Annotated in this window: 16 protein-coding genes; 12 read left to right on the forward strand and 4 right to left on the reverse strand. The window is 63.7% G+C overall.

Features of this window, described 5'->3' with window-relative positions; translation table 11 throughout:
* The first annotated feature begins 146 nt into the window (after positions 1–146).
* Positions 147–1,058, forward strand: a complete 912-nt coding sequence (gene yddG / locus KVU_RS08525) for an aromatic amino acid DMT transporter YddG (protein ID WP_013384816.1) — start codon at positions 147–149, stop codon at positions 1,056–1,058.
* Position 1,059: 1 nt separating this feature from the next.
* Here the strand turns inward: yddG and KVU_RS08530 are convergent, their stop codons facing one another.
* Positions 1,060–2,160 carry a THUMP domain-containing class I SAM-dependent RNA methyltransferase gene (locus KVU_RS08530; RefSeq protein ID WP_013384817.1) on the reverse strand — a complete coding sequence of 367 codons (1,101 nt, stop codon included), beginning with the start codon at positions 2,158–2,160 and terminating at the stop codon, positions 1,060–1,062.
* Entirely contained in the window at positions 2,160–2,546 is a 387-nt protein-coding gene (locus KVU_RS08535) for a RidA family protein (RefSeq protein WP_013384818.1), read from the reverse strand. The genes KVU_RS08530 and KVU_RS08535 overlap by 1 nt, the downstream gene beginning before the upstream one ends.
* A 218-nt stretch (positions 2,547–2,764) precedes the next feature.
* Between KVU_RS08535 and KVU_RS08540 the strand changes: the two genes are divergently transcribed.
* The 11 genes from KVU_RS08540 to KVU_RS08590 are packed head-to-tail and all read left to right on the forward strand — an operon-like array spanning position 2,765 to position 12,688.
* A complete protein-coding gene (locus tag KVU_RS08540; protein ID WP_013384819.1) occupies positions 2,765–3,550 on the forward strand; it encodes a creatininase family protein in 786 nt (261 codons plus the stop codon).
* Positions 3,547–4,773 carry an amidohydrolase family protein gene (locus KVU_RS08545; protein ID WP_013384820.1) on the forward strand — a complete coding sequence of 409 codons (1,227 nt, stop codon included), beginning with the start codon at positions 3,547–3,549 and terminating at the stop codon, positions 4,771–4,773. The genes KVU_RS08540 and KVU_RS08545 overlap by 4 nt, the downstream gene beginning before the upstream one ends.
* Positions 4,770–6,155: an FAD-binding oxidoreductase gene (locus tag KVU_RS08550; protein WP_013384821.1), complete on the forward strand. Its 1,386-nt coding sequence runs from the start codon at positions 4,770–4,772 to the stop codon at positions 6,153–6,155. The genes KVU_RS08545 and KVU_RS08550 overlap by 4 nt, the downstream gene beginning before the upstream one ends.
* 4 nt (positions 6,156–6,159) lie before the next feature.
* Positions 6,160–6,741 carry an NAD(P)H-dependent oxidoreductase gene (locus tag KVU_RS08555; RefSeq protein WP_013384822.1) on the forward strand — a complete coding sequence of 194 codons (582 nt, stop codon included), beginning with the start codon at positions 6,160–6,162 and terminating at the stop codon, positions 6,739–6,741.
* 11 nt (positions 6,742–6,752) lie between these two features.
* On the forward strand, positions 6,753–7,529 hold the full coding sequence (locus tag KVU_RS08560) for an ABC transporter ATP-binding protein (protein ID WP_013384823.1): 777 nt from the start codon (positions 6,753–6,755) through the stop codon (positions 7,527–7,529).
* Positions 7,530–7,534: 5 nt separating this feature from the next.
* Complete coding sequence (locus tag KVU_RS08565; RefSeq protein WP_014537901.1) at positions 7,535–8,395, forward strand: ABC transporter permease; 861 nt, start codon at positions 7,535–7,537, stop codon at positions 8,393–8,395.
* Between the two features lie 55 nt (positions 8,396–8,450).
* Entirely contained in the window at positions 8,451–9,596 is a 1,146-nt protein-coding gene (locus tag KVU_RS08570; protein WP_013384825.1) for a hypothetical protein, read from the forward strand.
* A gap of 4 nt (positions 9,597–9,600) precedes the next feature.
* Complete coding sequence (locus KVU_RS08575; RefSeq protein WP_013384826.1) at positions 9,601–10,455, forward strand: bifunctional methylenetetrahydrofolate dehydrogenase/methenyltetrahydrofolate cyclohydrolase; 855 nt, start codon at positions 9,601–9,603, stop codon at positions 10,453–10,455.
* On the forward strand, positions 10,442–11,233 hold the full coding sequence (locus KVU_RS08580) for an IclR family transcriptional regulator (RefSeq protein ID WP_060486272.1): 792 nt from the start codon (positions 10,442–10,444) through the stop codon (positions 11,231–11,233). Before KVU_RS08575 ends, KVU_RS08580 begins: the two co-directional genes overlap by 14 nt.
* A complete protein-coding gene (locus KVU_RS08585; RefSeq protein WP_013384829.1) occupies positions 11,230–12,069 on the forward strand; it encodes a bifunctional 5,10-methylenetetrahydrofolate dehydrogenase/5,10-methenyltetrahydrofolate cyclohydrolase in 840 nt (279 codons plus the stop codon). The genes KVU_RS08580 and KVU_RS08585 overlap by 4 nt, the downstream gene beginning before the upstream one ends.
* A 4-nt stretch (positions 12,070–12,073) precedes the next feature.
* Positions 12,074–12,688 carry a nuclear transport factor 2 family protein gene (locus KVU_RS08590; protein ID WP_014537902.1) on the forward strand — a complete coding sequence of 205 codons (615 nt, stop codon included), beginning with the start codon at positions 12,074–12,076 and terminating at the stop codon, positions 12,686–12,688.
* A gap of 6 nt (positions 12,689–12,694) precedes the next feature.
* On the opposite strand, the gene KVU_RS08595 is transcribed toward KVU_RS08590, so the two are convergent.
* On the reverse strand, positions 12,695–13,582 hold the full coding sequence (locus KVU_RS08595; RefSeq protein WP_013384832.1) for a DMT family transporter: 888 nt from the start codon (positions 13,580–13,582) through the stop codon (positions 12,695–12,697).
* Positions 13,583–15,937: a PIG-L family deacetylase gene (locus KVU_RS08600; protein WP_013384833.1), complete on the reverse strand. Its 2,355-nt coding sequence runs from the start codon at positions 15,935–15,937 to the stop codon at positions 13,583–13,585.
* Positions 15,938–15,945: the final 8 nt, after the last annotated feature.

A 15,945-nucleotide genomic window follows, 5' to 3' on the forward strand; every position in this document is an offset into this window, starting at 1 on the left:
AAAGGCCCCCGGTTTTGGGGGCCTTTTTCTTTGTCCTGCCCCCATGATTTTTTGCATCTTGCCGGTGCAAATCGGAAAGCTTATGGCGCGCGTCAGGCTGGGTGGAAACACCGCAGCCGCCACCTTTCTTAAATTGAGGCAGACCTATGTTCGGCGTTGCAGCGGCGGGCTTTTCGCGTGGACGGATTGATCCTCCAACGCTTGTGGGCATGAGTGCGATCCTGATGTGGAGCGCCACTGTCGGCCTCTATCGCAATATCTCGGAAATCTTCGGGCCGATCGGCGGCTCGGCCCTGATCTTTACCGTCAGCGGCATTGTCGCGCTGATCCATGCCGGGCCAAAGGCCTTTCGCGGTCATTCCCCGCGCTATCTGCTGATCGGCGGCGCGATGTTCGTCACATACGAGATCGCGCTGGCGCTGGCCGTCGGCTTTGCCCAGACCCGCGCCCAATCGGTCGAGGTTGGCCTGATCAACTATCTGTGGCCGTCCTTCACCATCGCACTTGCGATTTGGGCGGGACATGCGCGGGCGGGGATCATGGTCATTCCCGGCATTCTGATCTGTCTTTTGGGCGTGTTCTGGGCCGCAACCGGCAGCGCGAATTTCTCGCTGGCGGCGATGGTCCATAATATCGGCAGCAATCCCCTGCCCTATATTCTGGCCTTTATCGCCGCGATCACTTGGCCGCTTTATACGATTCTGACCAAGGGCATGGCGCAGGGGCGCAGCGCGGTGCCGCTATTCTTGCTGGCCACTGCGGCGCTGCTATGGGTCTATTACGGGGTCAGCGACCAACCGACACTGGTCTATAACAGCAAGGGCGCGATGATGGTGCTGACCTTTGGCGTGTTGACGACCCTGGCCTATTCGGCGTGGACCTATGGTGTGAACCACGGCAACCTGACGCTGATGGCAACGGCGTCTTATTTCTCGCCGCTGCTATCCGTGATGCTGTCATCCGTGCTGCTGAGCATGGTGCCGGGCTTAAACTTTTGGCTGGGCGCCAGCCTTGTGACGGCAGGCTCTCTGATCTGCCTTGCCGCCACCAAACGCTGAATTACAGCGGATCGGTGCGGAACAACTGCACCTTTAGACCGCCATTCGCCACAACGGGGCCTGCGGGCAGGAACGGCAGGCCCGTGGCTTTGGCAAGGCCGCTATCGGCGGTGATGATGCCGACCTGCCAGCCTTTGAACCGCTCGGTCAGCACCTTGCCCATCGCACCGTACAGCCCGAACAGAGTCTTTTTCTCGCCGATACGCGCGCCATAAGGCGGGTTGATGATGACAAGACCTGCCGGCCCTTCGGGCGGGGTGATCTCGGATATCGGTTTCACGTCAAACATCGTGATCTCGCCCACACCGGCGCGGGCGGCGTTATCGCGGCTCATGCGGATAGCGCCTGCGTCGCGGTCACTGCCGTAAAAGCGCAGATCGGTACTGCGCCCGCCCGCCTTTAGCCCCGCCAGCGCGGCGCGGTCGACCTGCGCCAATTGTTCAAACGCGAAATCACGCGCACGACCCGCAGGCAGGCCCATCGCAACCTCGGCCGCCTCGATCACCAGCGTGCCTGATCCGCACATCGGGTCCAGCACCGGCATCTGGCCGCTATAGCCGCATTGACGCAGGAACAGCGCGGCCAAAGTCTCGCGGATCGGGGCCTTGTTCACCGCCAGCTTATGGCCACGTTTGTGCAACGACTCGCCCGTGGTATCGACCGAGATGGTGACCAGGTCATCCTCGATCCGCACCTTGATGGTGATCGGCGCATCTTGCGCAATCGGCGCGCCCAAAGTCTCGCGGATCGCGGTTTCCACGCGCTGCGCGGCGGCACCGGCGTGATAGATTTTGGACTTCACGGTGGTGGCCTCGACCCGCACCGGAACATCGGCGCGCAGCAGCTGATCCCAAGCGATCTTGCGCGCGCGTTTGTCCAACTGCGCCAGATGCATCGCGCGAAAGGACGCGATCCTCGCCAGCACGCGCACCGCACCGCGCAGTTTGACATTGGCGCGCCAAACGGCAGGCCAGCCGCCAGCAACCGTCACGCCGCCCGGGATCACACCTGTCACATTCAGGCCCAGCGCGCGCGCCTCATCGGCCAGTACATCCTCAAGGCCCGGTGCGGTGACCAGAAAAATCTCATCAACAGGGATCATCAGCGGGCCGCCATCACTTCGACTTCGACCTTGAATTCCGCGCGGGTAAAGCCCGTGACGATGAGCAAGGTCGAGGTTGGTTTCACGGGCGCATCCGCCAGCCATTCATCGCGCGCCTGCATATAGGCGGCGAAATCCTCGCGCGCGGTGACAAAGCCCGCAACGCGCACCACGTCCTGCGGCCCAAGGCCCGCCTCGGCCAGGATCGCGCCGCAATTGGCAAAGCAGATCCGCGCCTGTTCCAGCACGCTTTGCGGCGCGACATCGTCAGGGCCAACGCCAAGCTGGCCCGAGGTCACGACCCATTGCTGCGGCGCTGCAACCGACACGCCCGATGAATACTGCCCGAACGGCGGGCGGATGGAGGTCGGCTCCAGCGCTTTCATTGCTTTCTCCTGCATAGATCGACCGTCTTTGACGGCAGCGGCGGGAATGATCAACCCCGCGACTATAGGTCGACCATAAATCAGGCCGCTGTCACAAAAGTCGCACAAATTTTGACCCTTGGGCAGATGGCCCCCCGGTTTTATGTGCGCGCCCCTTGCACCGCCGAAACTCACCGGTCACGAACATATAAACGACCCAATGTTCGATAAACGATCAAATGCCCCATCAATACTGGTCAGATCTGCGTGCTACCGACTTTAACGCCTCGCTGCATGATGCGGTGGCGCTGCTGCCGGTTGGCGCGACAGAACAACACGGCCCCCACCTGCCCCTGAACACCGACAGCCTGCTGGCCGAGGAAATGGCGCGGCTTTCCGCCGCCCATGCCGCATCCGCCACTGTGCTGATCTTGCCGACAATCGCTGTGGCGAAATCGGACGAGCATATTCACTTCCCCGGCACGCTGACGCTGGACGGCGCGACCCTGCTGGCGGTGCTGGAACAAATTGGTGCCAGCGTCGCCCGCGCCGGCATCCGGCGTCTTGTGTGCATCAACGCCCATGGCGGCAATGTGCCGGTGCTGCAAATGCTGGTGCGATCCTTGCGCATCAAACATGACATGCTGGCCGTCACCGCGGGCTGGATCGGCATGGGCTTTCCCGAGGGCGCAGTATCCCCGCGCGAACAGGCCGAGGGGATTCACGGCGGGCTGGTGGAAACCGCCGCCATGCTGCATTTCCGCCCCGACCTTGTGGATATGACCCAGGCGCAGCATTTCGTGCCTGCATCCAGCGCCGTGGCCGCGCAAAATACCGTGCTGCGCATGATGGGCAATGTCACCACCGGCTGGTGCGCCGAGGATCTGCACCCCGCAGGCGCCGCCGGTGATGCCGCCAGCGCCACCGCCGCACTGGGCGCAGAGCTGGTCACCCACTCTGCCCAGCGCTTTGGCAAACTGCTGGATGAGGTCGCCGCTCATCCCCTGCCAAAAGGTGCCGCATGAACCGCGTGCTGAAAAACGCCCGCATCCCCGCCGCGCTGGCCGAAGGCCTGTCGGGCCGCGACCTTGGCAATGGGCTGATTGAACTCGACCTGCCCATCGCGGGCGGCAAAATCGCCCCCGCCAGCCTTGGCGCGCCGCAGGATCTGGGCGGCAAGATCGTCCTGCCCTGCTTTGTCGACGCGCATGTGCATCTGGACAAAACCTATACCGCCCAGCGTGCAGGCGTTAGCCGCACCGGGCTGGACGAAGCCGTCGGCCTTGCCATGCAAGACGCCCCGAACCGCACCGCCGCAGATCTGGATACGCGGATGGAGCGCGCCGCCGAGGCCGCCTATCGCGCGGGCACCGTCGCGCTGCGCTCGCATATCGACAGCATGCAGGCCCCGAACGACAACCCCGGCTGGCAGGCCTTGGTGCGGCTGCAACAGCGCTGGGCCGGCCGCCTGACGATCGAGCCCGTCGCCCTGATGCGGATCGAGCGTGCCATCGAGGACAGTTTCGCCGATCGCTGCGCCCAGATCGCGGCGACAGGGGGCCTCGCGGGCGGCTATATCTCGGGTCAGGGCTGCGATCCTGCGATGATCGACCGCTTTTTCGAACAGGCGGCGGGTGCGGGCCTTGGTGTGGATTTCCACGTTGACGAGACAGCCGATGCCAGCGCGCGCGGGATCGAATCCGTGCTGGATGCGATGACCCGCACCGGTTTTGCGGGGCGCGTGACCCTCAGCCATTGCTGCAAGCTCTCGGCGCAATCACCCAGTGTGGCGCAGCCGATCGTTGAGCGCATGGCGGCTCTGGGCGTGCATGTCATCAGCCTGCCGCTGTCGAACGCCTTTTTGATGGGCCGTGCGCCGGGGCAGATGTCACCCCTGCGCGGCATGACCCGCGTGCAGGAATTGGCGGCGGCGGGCGTGCCGGTCAGCTTTGCATCCGACAATGTGCAGGACCCGTTCTACGCTTACGGCGCCTATGACATGTTCGAGGTGATGCGCGCCGGCCTGCTGATCGCCCAGCTAGAGGGCGATGCAGGCCACTGGCTGCAAGCCATCACCCGCACCCCCGCCAGCGCGATGGGGCTGCAAGCGGGTGTCATCGGCTATGGCCGCCCTGCCGATCTGATCATTTTCGATGCCTATGACTGGGCCGATCTGTTTTCGCGCGCGCATGAAAACCGCACGGTGCTGCGCGCCGGAGCCCCCTTGCCGCAAAGGACAGGACAATGAACCTAGACGCCTTCCGCGCCGCAATAGACGGGATCGAGGTCGAAGACCGCCCTCATATCGTCCGTCAAAAAAGCCGCGATTTCTTTTGGTATTCACCGATCCTGAAACGGCAGCTCGATGGCTTTGTCGGCGATCTGGTCGTCTCGCCCAAGGACGAGGATGAGGTGATCCGCATCCTCGCCGCCGCCTATGCCCATGACGTGCCCGTCACCGTGCGCGGCGGCGGCACCGGTAATTACGGCCAGGCCATGCCGCTGCAAGGCGGCGTCGTGCTGCATACGAACAAGCTGACTGGCATCACCGCGCTGCATGAGGACAGCATCTGCGTCCGCGCGGGCACCGTGATCGAACATATCGAGCATCACCTACGCGAGAACGGCCGCGAGATCCGCCTCTTCCCCTCGACCACGGCATCCGCCAGCATCGGTGGCTTTATCGCGGGCGGCTCGTCCGGCGTTGGCGCCATTCGCTGGGGCGGCCTGCGCAATCCCGCCAATATCCGCCGCGTGCGTCTGGTGACGATGGAGGCAGCGCCCCGCATCCTCGATCTGACCGGCGATGACATCCATAAAGCCGCCCATGCTTACGGCGTGAACGGCGTGATGACCGAGATTGAATTGCCCATCGACCCGGCTGTCGATTGGGTCGATGTGATGATCACCACCCCCGATTTCATCAGTGCCAACACCCTCGCGATCAGTTTGGGCGAGGATGAGGGGGTGCTTTTGCGGATGCTCTCGACCTTTGCCGCGCCGATCCCCGAGCTGTTCTTCCAGCGTTTCCGCCCGTTCGTCGGCGTGGGGCGCGGTGTGATCGCCGCCATGGTGCGCCGGGATGACCTGCCCGCGTTCGAATCCCACCTGCAAAATTGGCCGACGGCAGAGCTTGTCTATCGCGCCGATCTGGCCGACCCCGCCCTGCGCCTACCTGCCGTGTTCGAGATGGCGTGGAACCACACGACGCTGCGCGCGATCAAGACCGACCCCAGCCTGACCTATCTGCAGATGATGTTCCCGCGCGATGCGATGGCCCAAACCATCACCGCGCTGGACCAGCATTTCGGCGATGAGATCATGCTGCATTTCGAATACACCCGCTTTTCCGGCGTCGTCAGCCCCGTCGCCATGCCCATCGTGCGTTTCACCACCGAAGAACGGCTGGAAGCACTGATCGCGGAACTCGAGCGCGATTTTGGCATCACCGTCTTCAACCCGCACCGCGTCACGCTGGAAGAAGGCGGCATGAAGCGCACCGATATCTCGCAACTGGAATTCAAACGTCAGACCGATCCCAAAGGCCTGATGAACCCCGGCAAGATGATCGCCTGGACCCATCCCGATTGGCAGCCCGAAGCTGGCAAATCCTTCCTGTTCCAAGAGTAAAGCCATGAAAGTTCACGTCATTTACGCCCATCCGCAGGAAGACAGCTTTAACGCCGCCCTGCACCGCACCGTCGTCGACAGCCTGATCGAGGCCGGACACGAGGTCGACGACCTCGACCTGTACAAAGACGGCTTCAACCCCGTCCTTAGCCTTGCCGACCGCGAGAGTTACCACGACGTGCCCGCGAACCGCGCGCTGGTCGATGATTACGTCCGCCGGCTGGAAAGCTGCGATGCGCTGGTGCTGTGCCATCCGGTCTGGAGCTTTGGCTGGCCAGCGATCCTGAAAGGCTATATCGACCGCGTATTCATTCCCGATGTGTCGTTCAAACTGCGCGATGGCCAGATGGGCCCTGGCCTTATGAACATCAAAAAGCTGGCGACGGTGACCACCTATGGCTCCAAAAAATGGCGCGCATGGTTTCTGGGCGATCCGCCGCGCAAGAACGGCACCCGTTTCCTGCGCGTTGTGTGCAACCCGCTGGTCAAGGTCAGCTACCATGCGCTGTATGACATGAACAATGTGACCCGCGCCGACACTGATGCCTATCTGGGCAAGGTGCGCCAGGCGATGCTGAAGTTCTGAAAGGCCAAGCCGTGACACATTCTGCGACCGATACTGAAAAGCCCGATCTGGCCACTTTGGCCCTGCGTTTCGACGATGTGTCGATGCAATATCCCGATGGCACGATCGCGCTAGAGGGGATCGATCTGACCATCCGCAAGGGCGAGTTCGTCTCGGTCGTCGGGCCTTCGGGCTGCGGAAAATCGACGCTGCTGAAGCTCGCCTCGGGGCTCGAGGCGCATACCGGCGGGCAGATCCGTGTCGACCGCTCGAACCTGGGTTACACGTTTCAGGATGCGACACTGCTGCCCTGGCGCACGGTGCTGCCCAATGTCGAGCTGCTGATGGAGCTGCGCGGCATCCCGCCCGAGGAACGCCGCCGCGTCGCGCTGGAACAGATCGAGCTGGTCGGCCTCAAGGGGTTTGAAAACCACTATCCCAAACGCCTGTCGGGCGGGATGCGGATGCGCGCATCGCTGGCGCGCTCGTTGGCGCTGAACCCCGCTGTTTTCATGTTCGACGAGCCGTTCGGCGCATTGGACGAGATCACGCGTGAACGCCTGAACGACGAGCTGATCGCCCTTTATCTGCGCAACGGCTTTACCGGCATGTTCATCACCCATTCGATCCCCGAGGCTGTTTATATGTCCTCGCGCGTCATCGTCATGAGCCGCCGCCCCGGCCGCATCATCGCCGATTTCCCGATCCCCTTCGCCTATCCCCGTCAGCCCGAGCTGCGCTATGATCCCGAATTCAGCCGCATCGCCGGCGAGGTGTCCGTCGCGCTACGCCACGCGATTGAGGAATGATTGACATGACCGAGATTGCTCCCAAAATCCGCACCGAGGCCTATGCCCCTACCCCCGTCGCGCCGCCGCGCACGCCCGCGCAAAAATTCGCCGCGACCTTCCTGCCGCCTCTGATCATGGGTGTGCTGGTGGTGCTGCTCTATTGGGTGGTGCGTGAAAGCCTGCCCGCGCATCGTCAGTTCCTGATGCCCTCGGCCAGCGGCATGTGGGACAAGGCGCTGTCGCAGCCCGCTGTCTGGGCGGAACTGGGCAGCCGCAGTCTGACGACGCTGACCATCGCGCTGACCGGCCTTGCCTTTTCGATCCCGATCGGCATGGCGCTGGGGATCATCATGTTCCGCTTTTTCGTGATGGAGCGCGCGGTCTATCCCTTTTTGGTGGCGCTGCAATCCATCCCGATCATGGCGATCATCCCGCTGATCCAGTCGGCGCTGGGCTTTGGTTTTATGCCAAAGGTGCTGATCGTCATCCTGTTCACCTTTTTCGCCATTCCGACCACCTTACTGCTGGGGCTGAAAAGCCTGGACCAAGGCGTGCTGAACCTGTTCCGCCTGCAAGGCGCAAGCTGGTGGACGATGCTGCGCAAAGCGGGCCTACCGTCATCCGCCCCGGCGCTGTTTGCCGGTTTTCGCATCTCGACCAGCATGGCGGTCATCGCTGCCGTCACGTCCGAGCTGTTCTTTATGGCAGGCCGCGGCGGTTTGGGGCAGATGCTGGTCAACGCCAAGACAGATTTCAAATACGAACAGATGTATGCCGCGTTGATCGCCTCGGCCACGTTGTCGATCAGTATTTTCGTGGTGTTCACGCTGGTCGGGAACCGCATTTTCGCCAGCTGGTATGAAACAGCAGAACGCAAGAGCTGACGAAAAGCCCAATGGGCATAAGACGATAACATCCTCCTTCCAACAGGGAAAAGCCATGAACCGCATTTTGACTGCACTGACCGCATCGGTTGCCGCATTTGCCGGCACCACTGCATCGGCTGGCGAATTCGCCACCGCCCATTACACCACGCCCTTGGCAGACGTCTGCCCCAGCCCGTTCTATATCCAGAAAGACTGGCTGGCGCAGGCCGAACACGGCGGCCTTTACCAGATGATCGGTGCGGGCGGCACGATGGAATCGGGCGCCTATCGCGGCCCCTTGGGTGCGACCGGCATTGAACTGGCAATCCTCGAAGGCGGCGGCGGCATTGGCCTCGGCGATGGCGAGACGGCCTATTCCGCGCTGTTCAACGGCAATTCCAAGGCGGGCGTCATCCCGCATCTGGGCTTCCAAGAGCTGGACAACGCTTATATCTTCTCGAACCTCTTCCCGGTTGTCGGCGTCTTTGTCCCGCTGGATATCGCGCCGTCGGGCCTGATCTGGGATACCGGCACCTATCCCGATGGCTTCCATTCGGTCGATGATCTGAAGGCGTTCGGCGAAAGCGGCGCGGGCATGATCTATGTCTCGACCATCACGCGCACTTTTGGCCTGTGGCTGGTCGAACAGGGCGTCTCGCGCGATGCCTTTGTCGAGGGTTATCGCGGCGATCTGGAAAACTTTGTCGCCAACAACGGCACTTGGCTGAACCAAGGCTTCGTCACGACCGAAGTGTTCAACCTGTCGAATGGCATGAACTGGGCCAAGCCCGTCGATGCTGTCACCGTGAACGAGCTGGGCTATCCGACGATCACCGGCATGGTCTCGGTCGCGCAGCCCCGCCTCGAGGAGCTGGCCCCCTGTCTTGAGCTGCTGGTGCCGATCATGCAGCAGGCGGCCGTTGACTACATCAACGACCCCGCCGAAGTGAACCAGCTCATCGCCGACTTCACTGCGGGCGGCTTCTCGGCCAGCTGGTGGCGCGCCACGCCTGAACTGAACGCCTATTCCGCAGCCGCCCAGCGCGACCGCGGTATCGTCGGTAACGGCAACAACGCCACCATCGGCGATTTCGATCTGGACCGCGCGGCTGCCATGCTGGAACTGGTCAAGCCGATGCTGGACGACCGCGCCAACCCTGATGTGACGGTGGATGATGTGGTGACCAACCGCTTTATCAACCCCGAAATCGGTCTCTGACATCATGGCGCTGCTGCTGGATGGCGACGCGCTTGCGGCCAAGTTACGTCAACAGATGACGGAGCGCGTCGCCGCCAGCGGCATACGCCCTGTGATGGCAACCGTGCTGGTCGGGGATAACCCGGCCAGCGAATCCTATGTCGCGCGCAAACATAAAGATTGCCGCGAAATCGGGATCGAGGCGTTGCGCATTCGCCTGCCTGCGGGGGCAAGCCCCGAACAGGTGCTGGCCGAGGTCGCCCGCCTGAACGATGACCCCAGCGTCGACGGGTTCTTTGTGCAATTTCCCCTGCCCGAGGGCCATGACGAACAGGCCATCGCCGCCGCGATCAGGCCGGACAAAGATATCGACGGCCTGCACCCCGAAAACCTTGGTCGCCTGATCACCGGTAAGGGCGGCATCCCGCCTTGCACACCGATGGCGGTGCTGTCGCTGCTGCGCGGGTATAATGTGCCGCTGGCGGGGAAGCATGTGGTCATCATCGGGCGCGGCTTACTGGTCGGGCGTCCGCTGGCGATGGTGCTGTCGGCCCCCGGTGTGGATGCCAGTGTCACCCTGCTGCATAGCCAGACGCCTGATATCGCAGCCTTTACCCGCAATGCCGATGTGGTGATCGCCGCCGCTGGCCATCCAGAGCTGATCCGCGCCGATATGATCCGCGCGGGGGCCACTGTGGTTGGCGTTGGCATCACTTACGGCGATGACGGCGCGATGGTGTCGGATATCGCGGCTGATGTCAGCGCTATCGCCGGGGCTGTAACGCCCGCCCATGGCTCGGTCGGGTCGCTGACGCGCGCGATGCTGCTGCAAAATCTGATCAACCTCGCGCTGGAAAAACACAGCCATGCCCGCAACTGACGAAAACCGCGCCCTGTTCGAGGACGACAAGGAAATCTCGCTAACGCTGGCGCGTGGGCTGGATCTGATCGAGGCCTTTGCCGGGGACGAGCGGCGCCTGTCGATCCCCGAACTGGCCGCCCGCACGGGCATGAACCGCACCGTCGTGCGCCGCCTTGTGCGTACGCTGGAGAAAAAGGGCTATGCCAGCGCCGATCGCGGCCAATACGAGCTGACCCCCCATATCCTGCGCCTGATCCGCGGCTTTATCGAGGGGCGCAGCCTGCCCCAGATCGTCCACCCGCTGCTGCGCGCCGCCGCCGAGGATATCGGCGAATCCGTCAGCTTTGCCATGCTGGACGATACCGAGGCCGTCTATGTCGCCCATGCCTTTTTGCCCGCACGTTTCACGCTGAACATGGTCACCGTCGGCTCGCGCGCGCCGCTGTTGCCGACCGCCGTGGGACGTGTGATCGTCGCCTTTTTGCCCGATATCGAGCGCAGCGCGATCCTGTCGCGTCTGTCGCCGCAGGCCCATACGCCCCAGACCGAAACCGATGCCGCGCGGCTGGATGCGATCTTTGCCGATTGCCGCCGCCTTGACTATTGCATGGCCGACGGCGAATATGTCGAAGGGGTCGCCTCGCTGGCCGTGCCGGTCTTCGACGGGATGCGCCGCGTGACGGGGGCGCTGTCGATCATCTTCCCGACCCACGGCCATGACGCGACCGAGATCGCCGAAAAGCTGGCCCCCCGTATGCAGGCAACCGCCTCGGCCTTGGGGAGTGCGCTGCAGTGACCACGATCTTCACCGGCTTTGATCTGGCGGCGGATATTTTGCAGGGGGTCCGCGCCGATATCGCCACGCTGGGCCGCGCACCCGTGTGTGTGACGCTGTTTGACGACAGCAGCGCCCCCGCCCGCGCCTATCTGAACCGGCAGATCACGCTGGCGCGAGGCGCTGGGATCGATCTGCGCCCGATGGGATACGCCGATGCACAGTTAGCGCAGCTTGCGGCGGATGCGCGTGTCGACGCCATCGCGACGCTTTATCCGCTGCCATCTGGCCTGACGCCGATGGGTGCCGCACAGGCGATTGGCGGGGGCAAAGATATCGACGGCCAGCATCCCAACCATGCAGGCCCGCTGCTGCTGGGCGATGGAACGCTGCGCCCCGCCGCCACCGCGCAGGCCAGCCTGATCTGCGCCCGTGCGATCCTCGGCGATCTTGCGGGGGCCGAGATTGTGCTGATCGGTGCCTCGCGCCTGATCGGGCGACCACTGGCAATGCTGCTGCTGGACGCGGGCGCGACGGTGACCACCTGCCATATCCAGACCCGCGATCTGGCGCGCCATACCCGCGCCGCCGATCTGGTGATCAGCGCCGCTGGCGTACCCGCATTGTTGACAGCTGACAACATTGCCAAAGGCGGCCGCATTCTGGATCTGGCCATTATTCCAAAAGACGGCAGCCTTGTGGGCGATGCCGATCTGCCGTCGCTGATGGGGCACGCCGCGCTGGTCTCGGCGGTGCCCGATGGCGTCGGCCCCGTCACCACCGCCTGTCTTTTTGCGAATATCGCAGCGGCTGCAAAAAGCCGCGCGATGAACCTCCCCCTCCTCCAACAGGATTAACCCTATGAAAAAGCTCATTGCCTCTTTCGCCATTGCGGCCAGTATCGCCGCCCCCGTTTTTGCCGATACCGAAGTGCGCCCCGGCGTGTTCTTTGCGGGCACCGTCGAGACCGCAGGCAGCGACCGCGCTGTCATGCAAGATCTGATCTTTGATCTGGCCACCGCTTGGGCCGTTTGCGACCGCGACGCGATGGCGAATGCCATCACCGATGACGTCTCGTTCTCGTATCCGACCAGCGCCGTGAATGGCCGCGAGGCGATCATGGCCGACCTCGAAGCGTTCTGCGGCGCGGCGACCGATACCAGCCTCTACTTCCCCGCCGATGCCTTTTACATTGACGTGGACACCGGCCGCATCGCCGCCGAAGTGCAATTCCGCACCTTTCAGCGCGGCAACCGTCAGGTCGTGAACGATGTGTGGATCGCCACCGTCACGGATGGCAAGGTCAGCGTCATCAAAGAATATCTGGATGGCCGCGTGAAGGATCTGCAGGCCCAAGGCGTGCTGCAACTGGAAGAAAGCCCCGACTTCCTGACCCCCTGGCCGCCCCGCACCGAGGCCTGGGCCAGCTGCTTCCCGATCGTGCGGGCCGCGCCCACCAACGACTGCGTGCAGTAAGGCAGATCAGGCGCGCCGCGCCACGATCAGCCCGATAATGATGACGATGGCTCCGCCGGCCGTGTAAACGGTCGGCACCTCGTCAAAGAACACATAGCCCATAACGGTCGCAAAGATCAGCGACAGATAACCCAGCGGTGCGAGTTTGCTGGCAGGGGCCAGTTGATAGCCGCGCAGATAGCAATATTGCGCCACCTGCGCGATGATGCCGATCCCCAGCAGATGCGGCAGGTGATGCAATGCCACCGGCTGCCAGACGAAAAACGCAGGGATCGCGGTGAACAGCGTCAGTCCGACGGTATAGAACACCATCATCACGGTGGTATTCTCGCCCTTGAGCGCGCGGGTCTGGATCGTTGCCATCGCACCAAACAAGATTGCGCCCCCCGCAAAGGCGTAACCCAGCAAATGGTCTTGCGCCTCGCCCATGCCGGTCAGGCTGGGCAGCAGCATGACGCCGACGCCCATCAGCCCCAGCGCCGCACCCGCCCAGCGCCAGCCGGTCACACGCTCGGACAGTAAAAAGATCGCCATGACCATGACGATCAGCGGCCGCAAAAAGCCGATCGCATTGGCGGTGGCCAGCGGCAGGATCGTCAGCGCCCCCCAGTTGCAAGACAGCGCGACCGCGTTGCAGGTGACGCGGAACACATTGCGTTTCACGTTGCGGGTCTGCCGGATCACCCGCCAATGCCGCAGCACCAGCGGCAGCACGGCAACCAGCCCGACGAGCGAGCGGAAGAACACCATCTGCACCGCCGGAAAATCGACACCGCCCTTTTTCACCATCACCGTCATGGCACTGACCAGCGCCATATCCAGCAGCACCCATGTCATCCCCTGCCGCATCTCGGCGGCAGAGGTCTGATCATCAAGGGCAGTGGCGGGCTTCATTTACGCGGGCTGGATCAGGTTCGCCATCAACCGGAAGGCGCCTGGCACAAGGCGGTCCATCTGGTGGTGCAGCACCAGCGCGGTATGCGTGTGCCGCCCCTTGCCGATGCGGCCGGTGACCAGCGATCCCAGCAGCGGCTGCTCGTCCGGGTCGGACATGGCCAGCAGCGGCTGGTAGACCTGATCCCAAGACGACAGGAAATAGAGGCCCCGTTCCTTGTCCCACCCGTCGAAATCCGCATGGGTGATGGTGTTCGGGCCCGCCAACAGGTCGTGATCAGGCTCAAGAATCGTCACCGGCGCACCCGGCCGCGTCACCCGCCAGCGCAGCGAGGGGCTGCCGACGACCATGTGCGCGGGCGTTGTCTCGTCCGGTTTCCAATTGTCCCAGGGGCGGTGATAGAGCGTCACCAGATTGCCGCCCGCATGGACCCAGGCGCGCAGATCGGCGGTTGCGGCGGCCAGATCGGGGCGCAGGCCAAAGGTAAAGATGCCGACCACAAGCGTATCAAAGCCCGCAAAGCCATTGGCGCGCGCGGCATCGAACGCCTCGGCATCCAGATCGACCACATCGACGCCCATCCGCTCGAGCCACAGGCCAACGCGATCCGCGCCGCCGCCGATGTAACCCACGCGGCCGTCAGGGATTTTCAGATCGAGGGCGAGGATATCCACCCCCGCAGGCACGACCTGCGCCAAGCGGCCGATATGGCCGTAGTTGATCGGTTTCGCCTGCCATCCTGCAGCGCCTGCGACGGAAATCGGCAGGCGGGTTTTGCCGGGCGCAAGGCCGCTTGCGGTCAAGGTGACATGCCCGTCCGCATTTTCAACCGTCAGCCCGTCAATCGACCCAAGCCCCAGCGACGCGGCAGAAGCGGTGCCGGTCATCGCGAAATGGACGGGCTGCGGGTCATTCAGGTTTACCAGCACCGCATCCGCCGATGGTGTGACCGAGGCAGCCGGTTGCAGCAGCGGCTCTTCCTCGAGGTCTACCGGCAGGGCAAAGGTGATACCGCCCACCTCGACCGTGACGCTAGCCGCCAAAATGCCGTTGCCGCCAAGGCGCGCCCATCCGGGCAAATAGCGGCTAGCGGGCGACAGATCGGCGGGGACAGCAAGGGTCAGCAGATGCAGGCCGTCACGCTCCTCACTGCCGCCCTTTTGCGCGATGCCGTCGCTGGCGGCGGCGGCAATACCGCGCAAGGTGGCATGGCCCGCATTCACCCAGACCGCCAGCGTCGCGCTGCGCCCCGGCACCAGCGGATCTTGCAGCCATGCGGCCACATCGACCCCAGCGGCAAGAGCCAGCGCCGCCTCGACCTCGGCGATTTTCTGGCGGATGCGGTGGCCGTGCAGAGCGTCGAAATCAGCGCCCATGGGCGCAGAAAACGCTTTATGCGCGGCGACCAGCGCCGTGATCATGGCCTGATCATCAGGGAAAGCGGCGCGGGCCTTTGCGATTTCAGATGCCGCAAGCGCCAGTTCCGCAGGCGCACCGGCGACGTCGGCCAGCGCCCCGAGCGTGGCGGGCAGGCCGTCGAGGATATCCCCCTCGGGGGCGGTACCGTGCAGTGCCCAGTGGCGGCGCGGGGTGGCGCGCCACGTGCCCATGCCCTGCGAGGCATGATACCCGCGCGACGCCTCGCCAATCTGGTCATAACGCATGCCGCTGACCGGATCGAACCCCTCGACCCGCACATCCACCGTTGCGGGCGGCGGCGGCAGCTCATCGTCATAGGTCGAGCCACCGCCCGACCACGCAGGCAGGTAATATTTCGCGACGCGCCAGGGCGCGAGGCCGTCAACCTCATAGGTGGGATCGGCCGCAAGGGCGAGGGCCGCCTCGGCCGCTTCGGTCATGGCGCGATGGTGGCCGTGCTGGCCCGGCACATCGAGGAAAGTCGGCAGCACGATATCGGGACGGTATTCGCGGTAAGCCCGCACAAGGCGGTCGATGACGCGCGCGCGGCCCCAGCGTTCCAGCGTGTCCTTGCCGTCCTTGGAAAAGCCGAAATCATGCACCGGATCGACGGGGCCATGACCCAGCCATGCGATATCCGCATCAATGACGCGGGCCGATTCCTCAAGCTCGCGCGAGCGGACAAGGCCCAGCGCCGCGCCGCGCTCGGGCCCCAGTGCGTTCTGGCCGCCCTCGCCGCGCGTGGAACAGGCGATCACAACGCGCATATTACGACCAAAGCTGAACCAGGCCAGCAGCTCGGTCTGTTCATCATCCGGATGCGCCCCCGTGTTCATCATCGTCACGGTCGAGCCAAGGCGCCCCAGCGCCCGCGCCAGACGCACCATGCGCGGATCAGCGATCCTGCGGAACAAACGGTTGCGATCAGTCAGCATTCTATCCC

Origin of the sequence: Ketogulonicigenium vulgare WSH-001 (assembly GCF_000223375.1) — a bacterium.
Lineage (GTDB): Bacteria > Pseudomonadota > Alphaproteobacteria > Rhodobacterales > Rhodobacteraceae > Ketogulonicigenium > Ketogulonicigenium vulgare.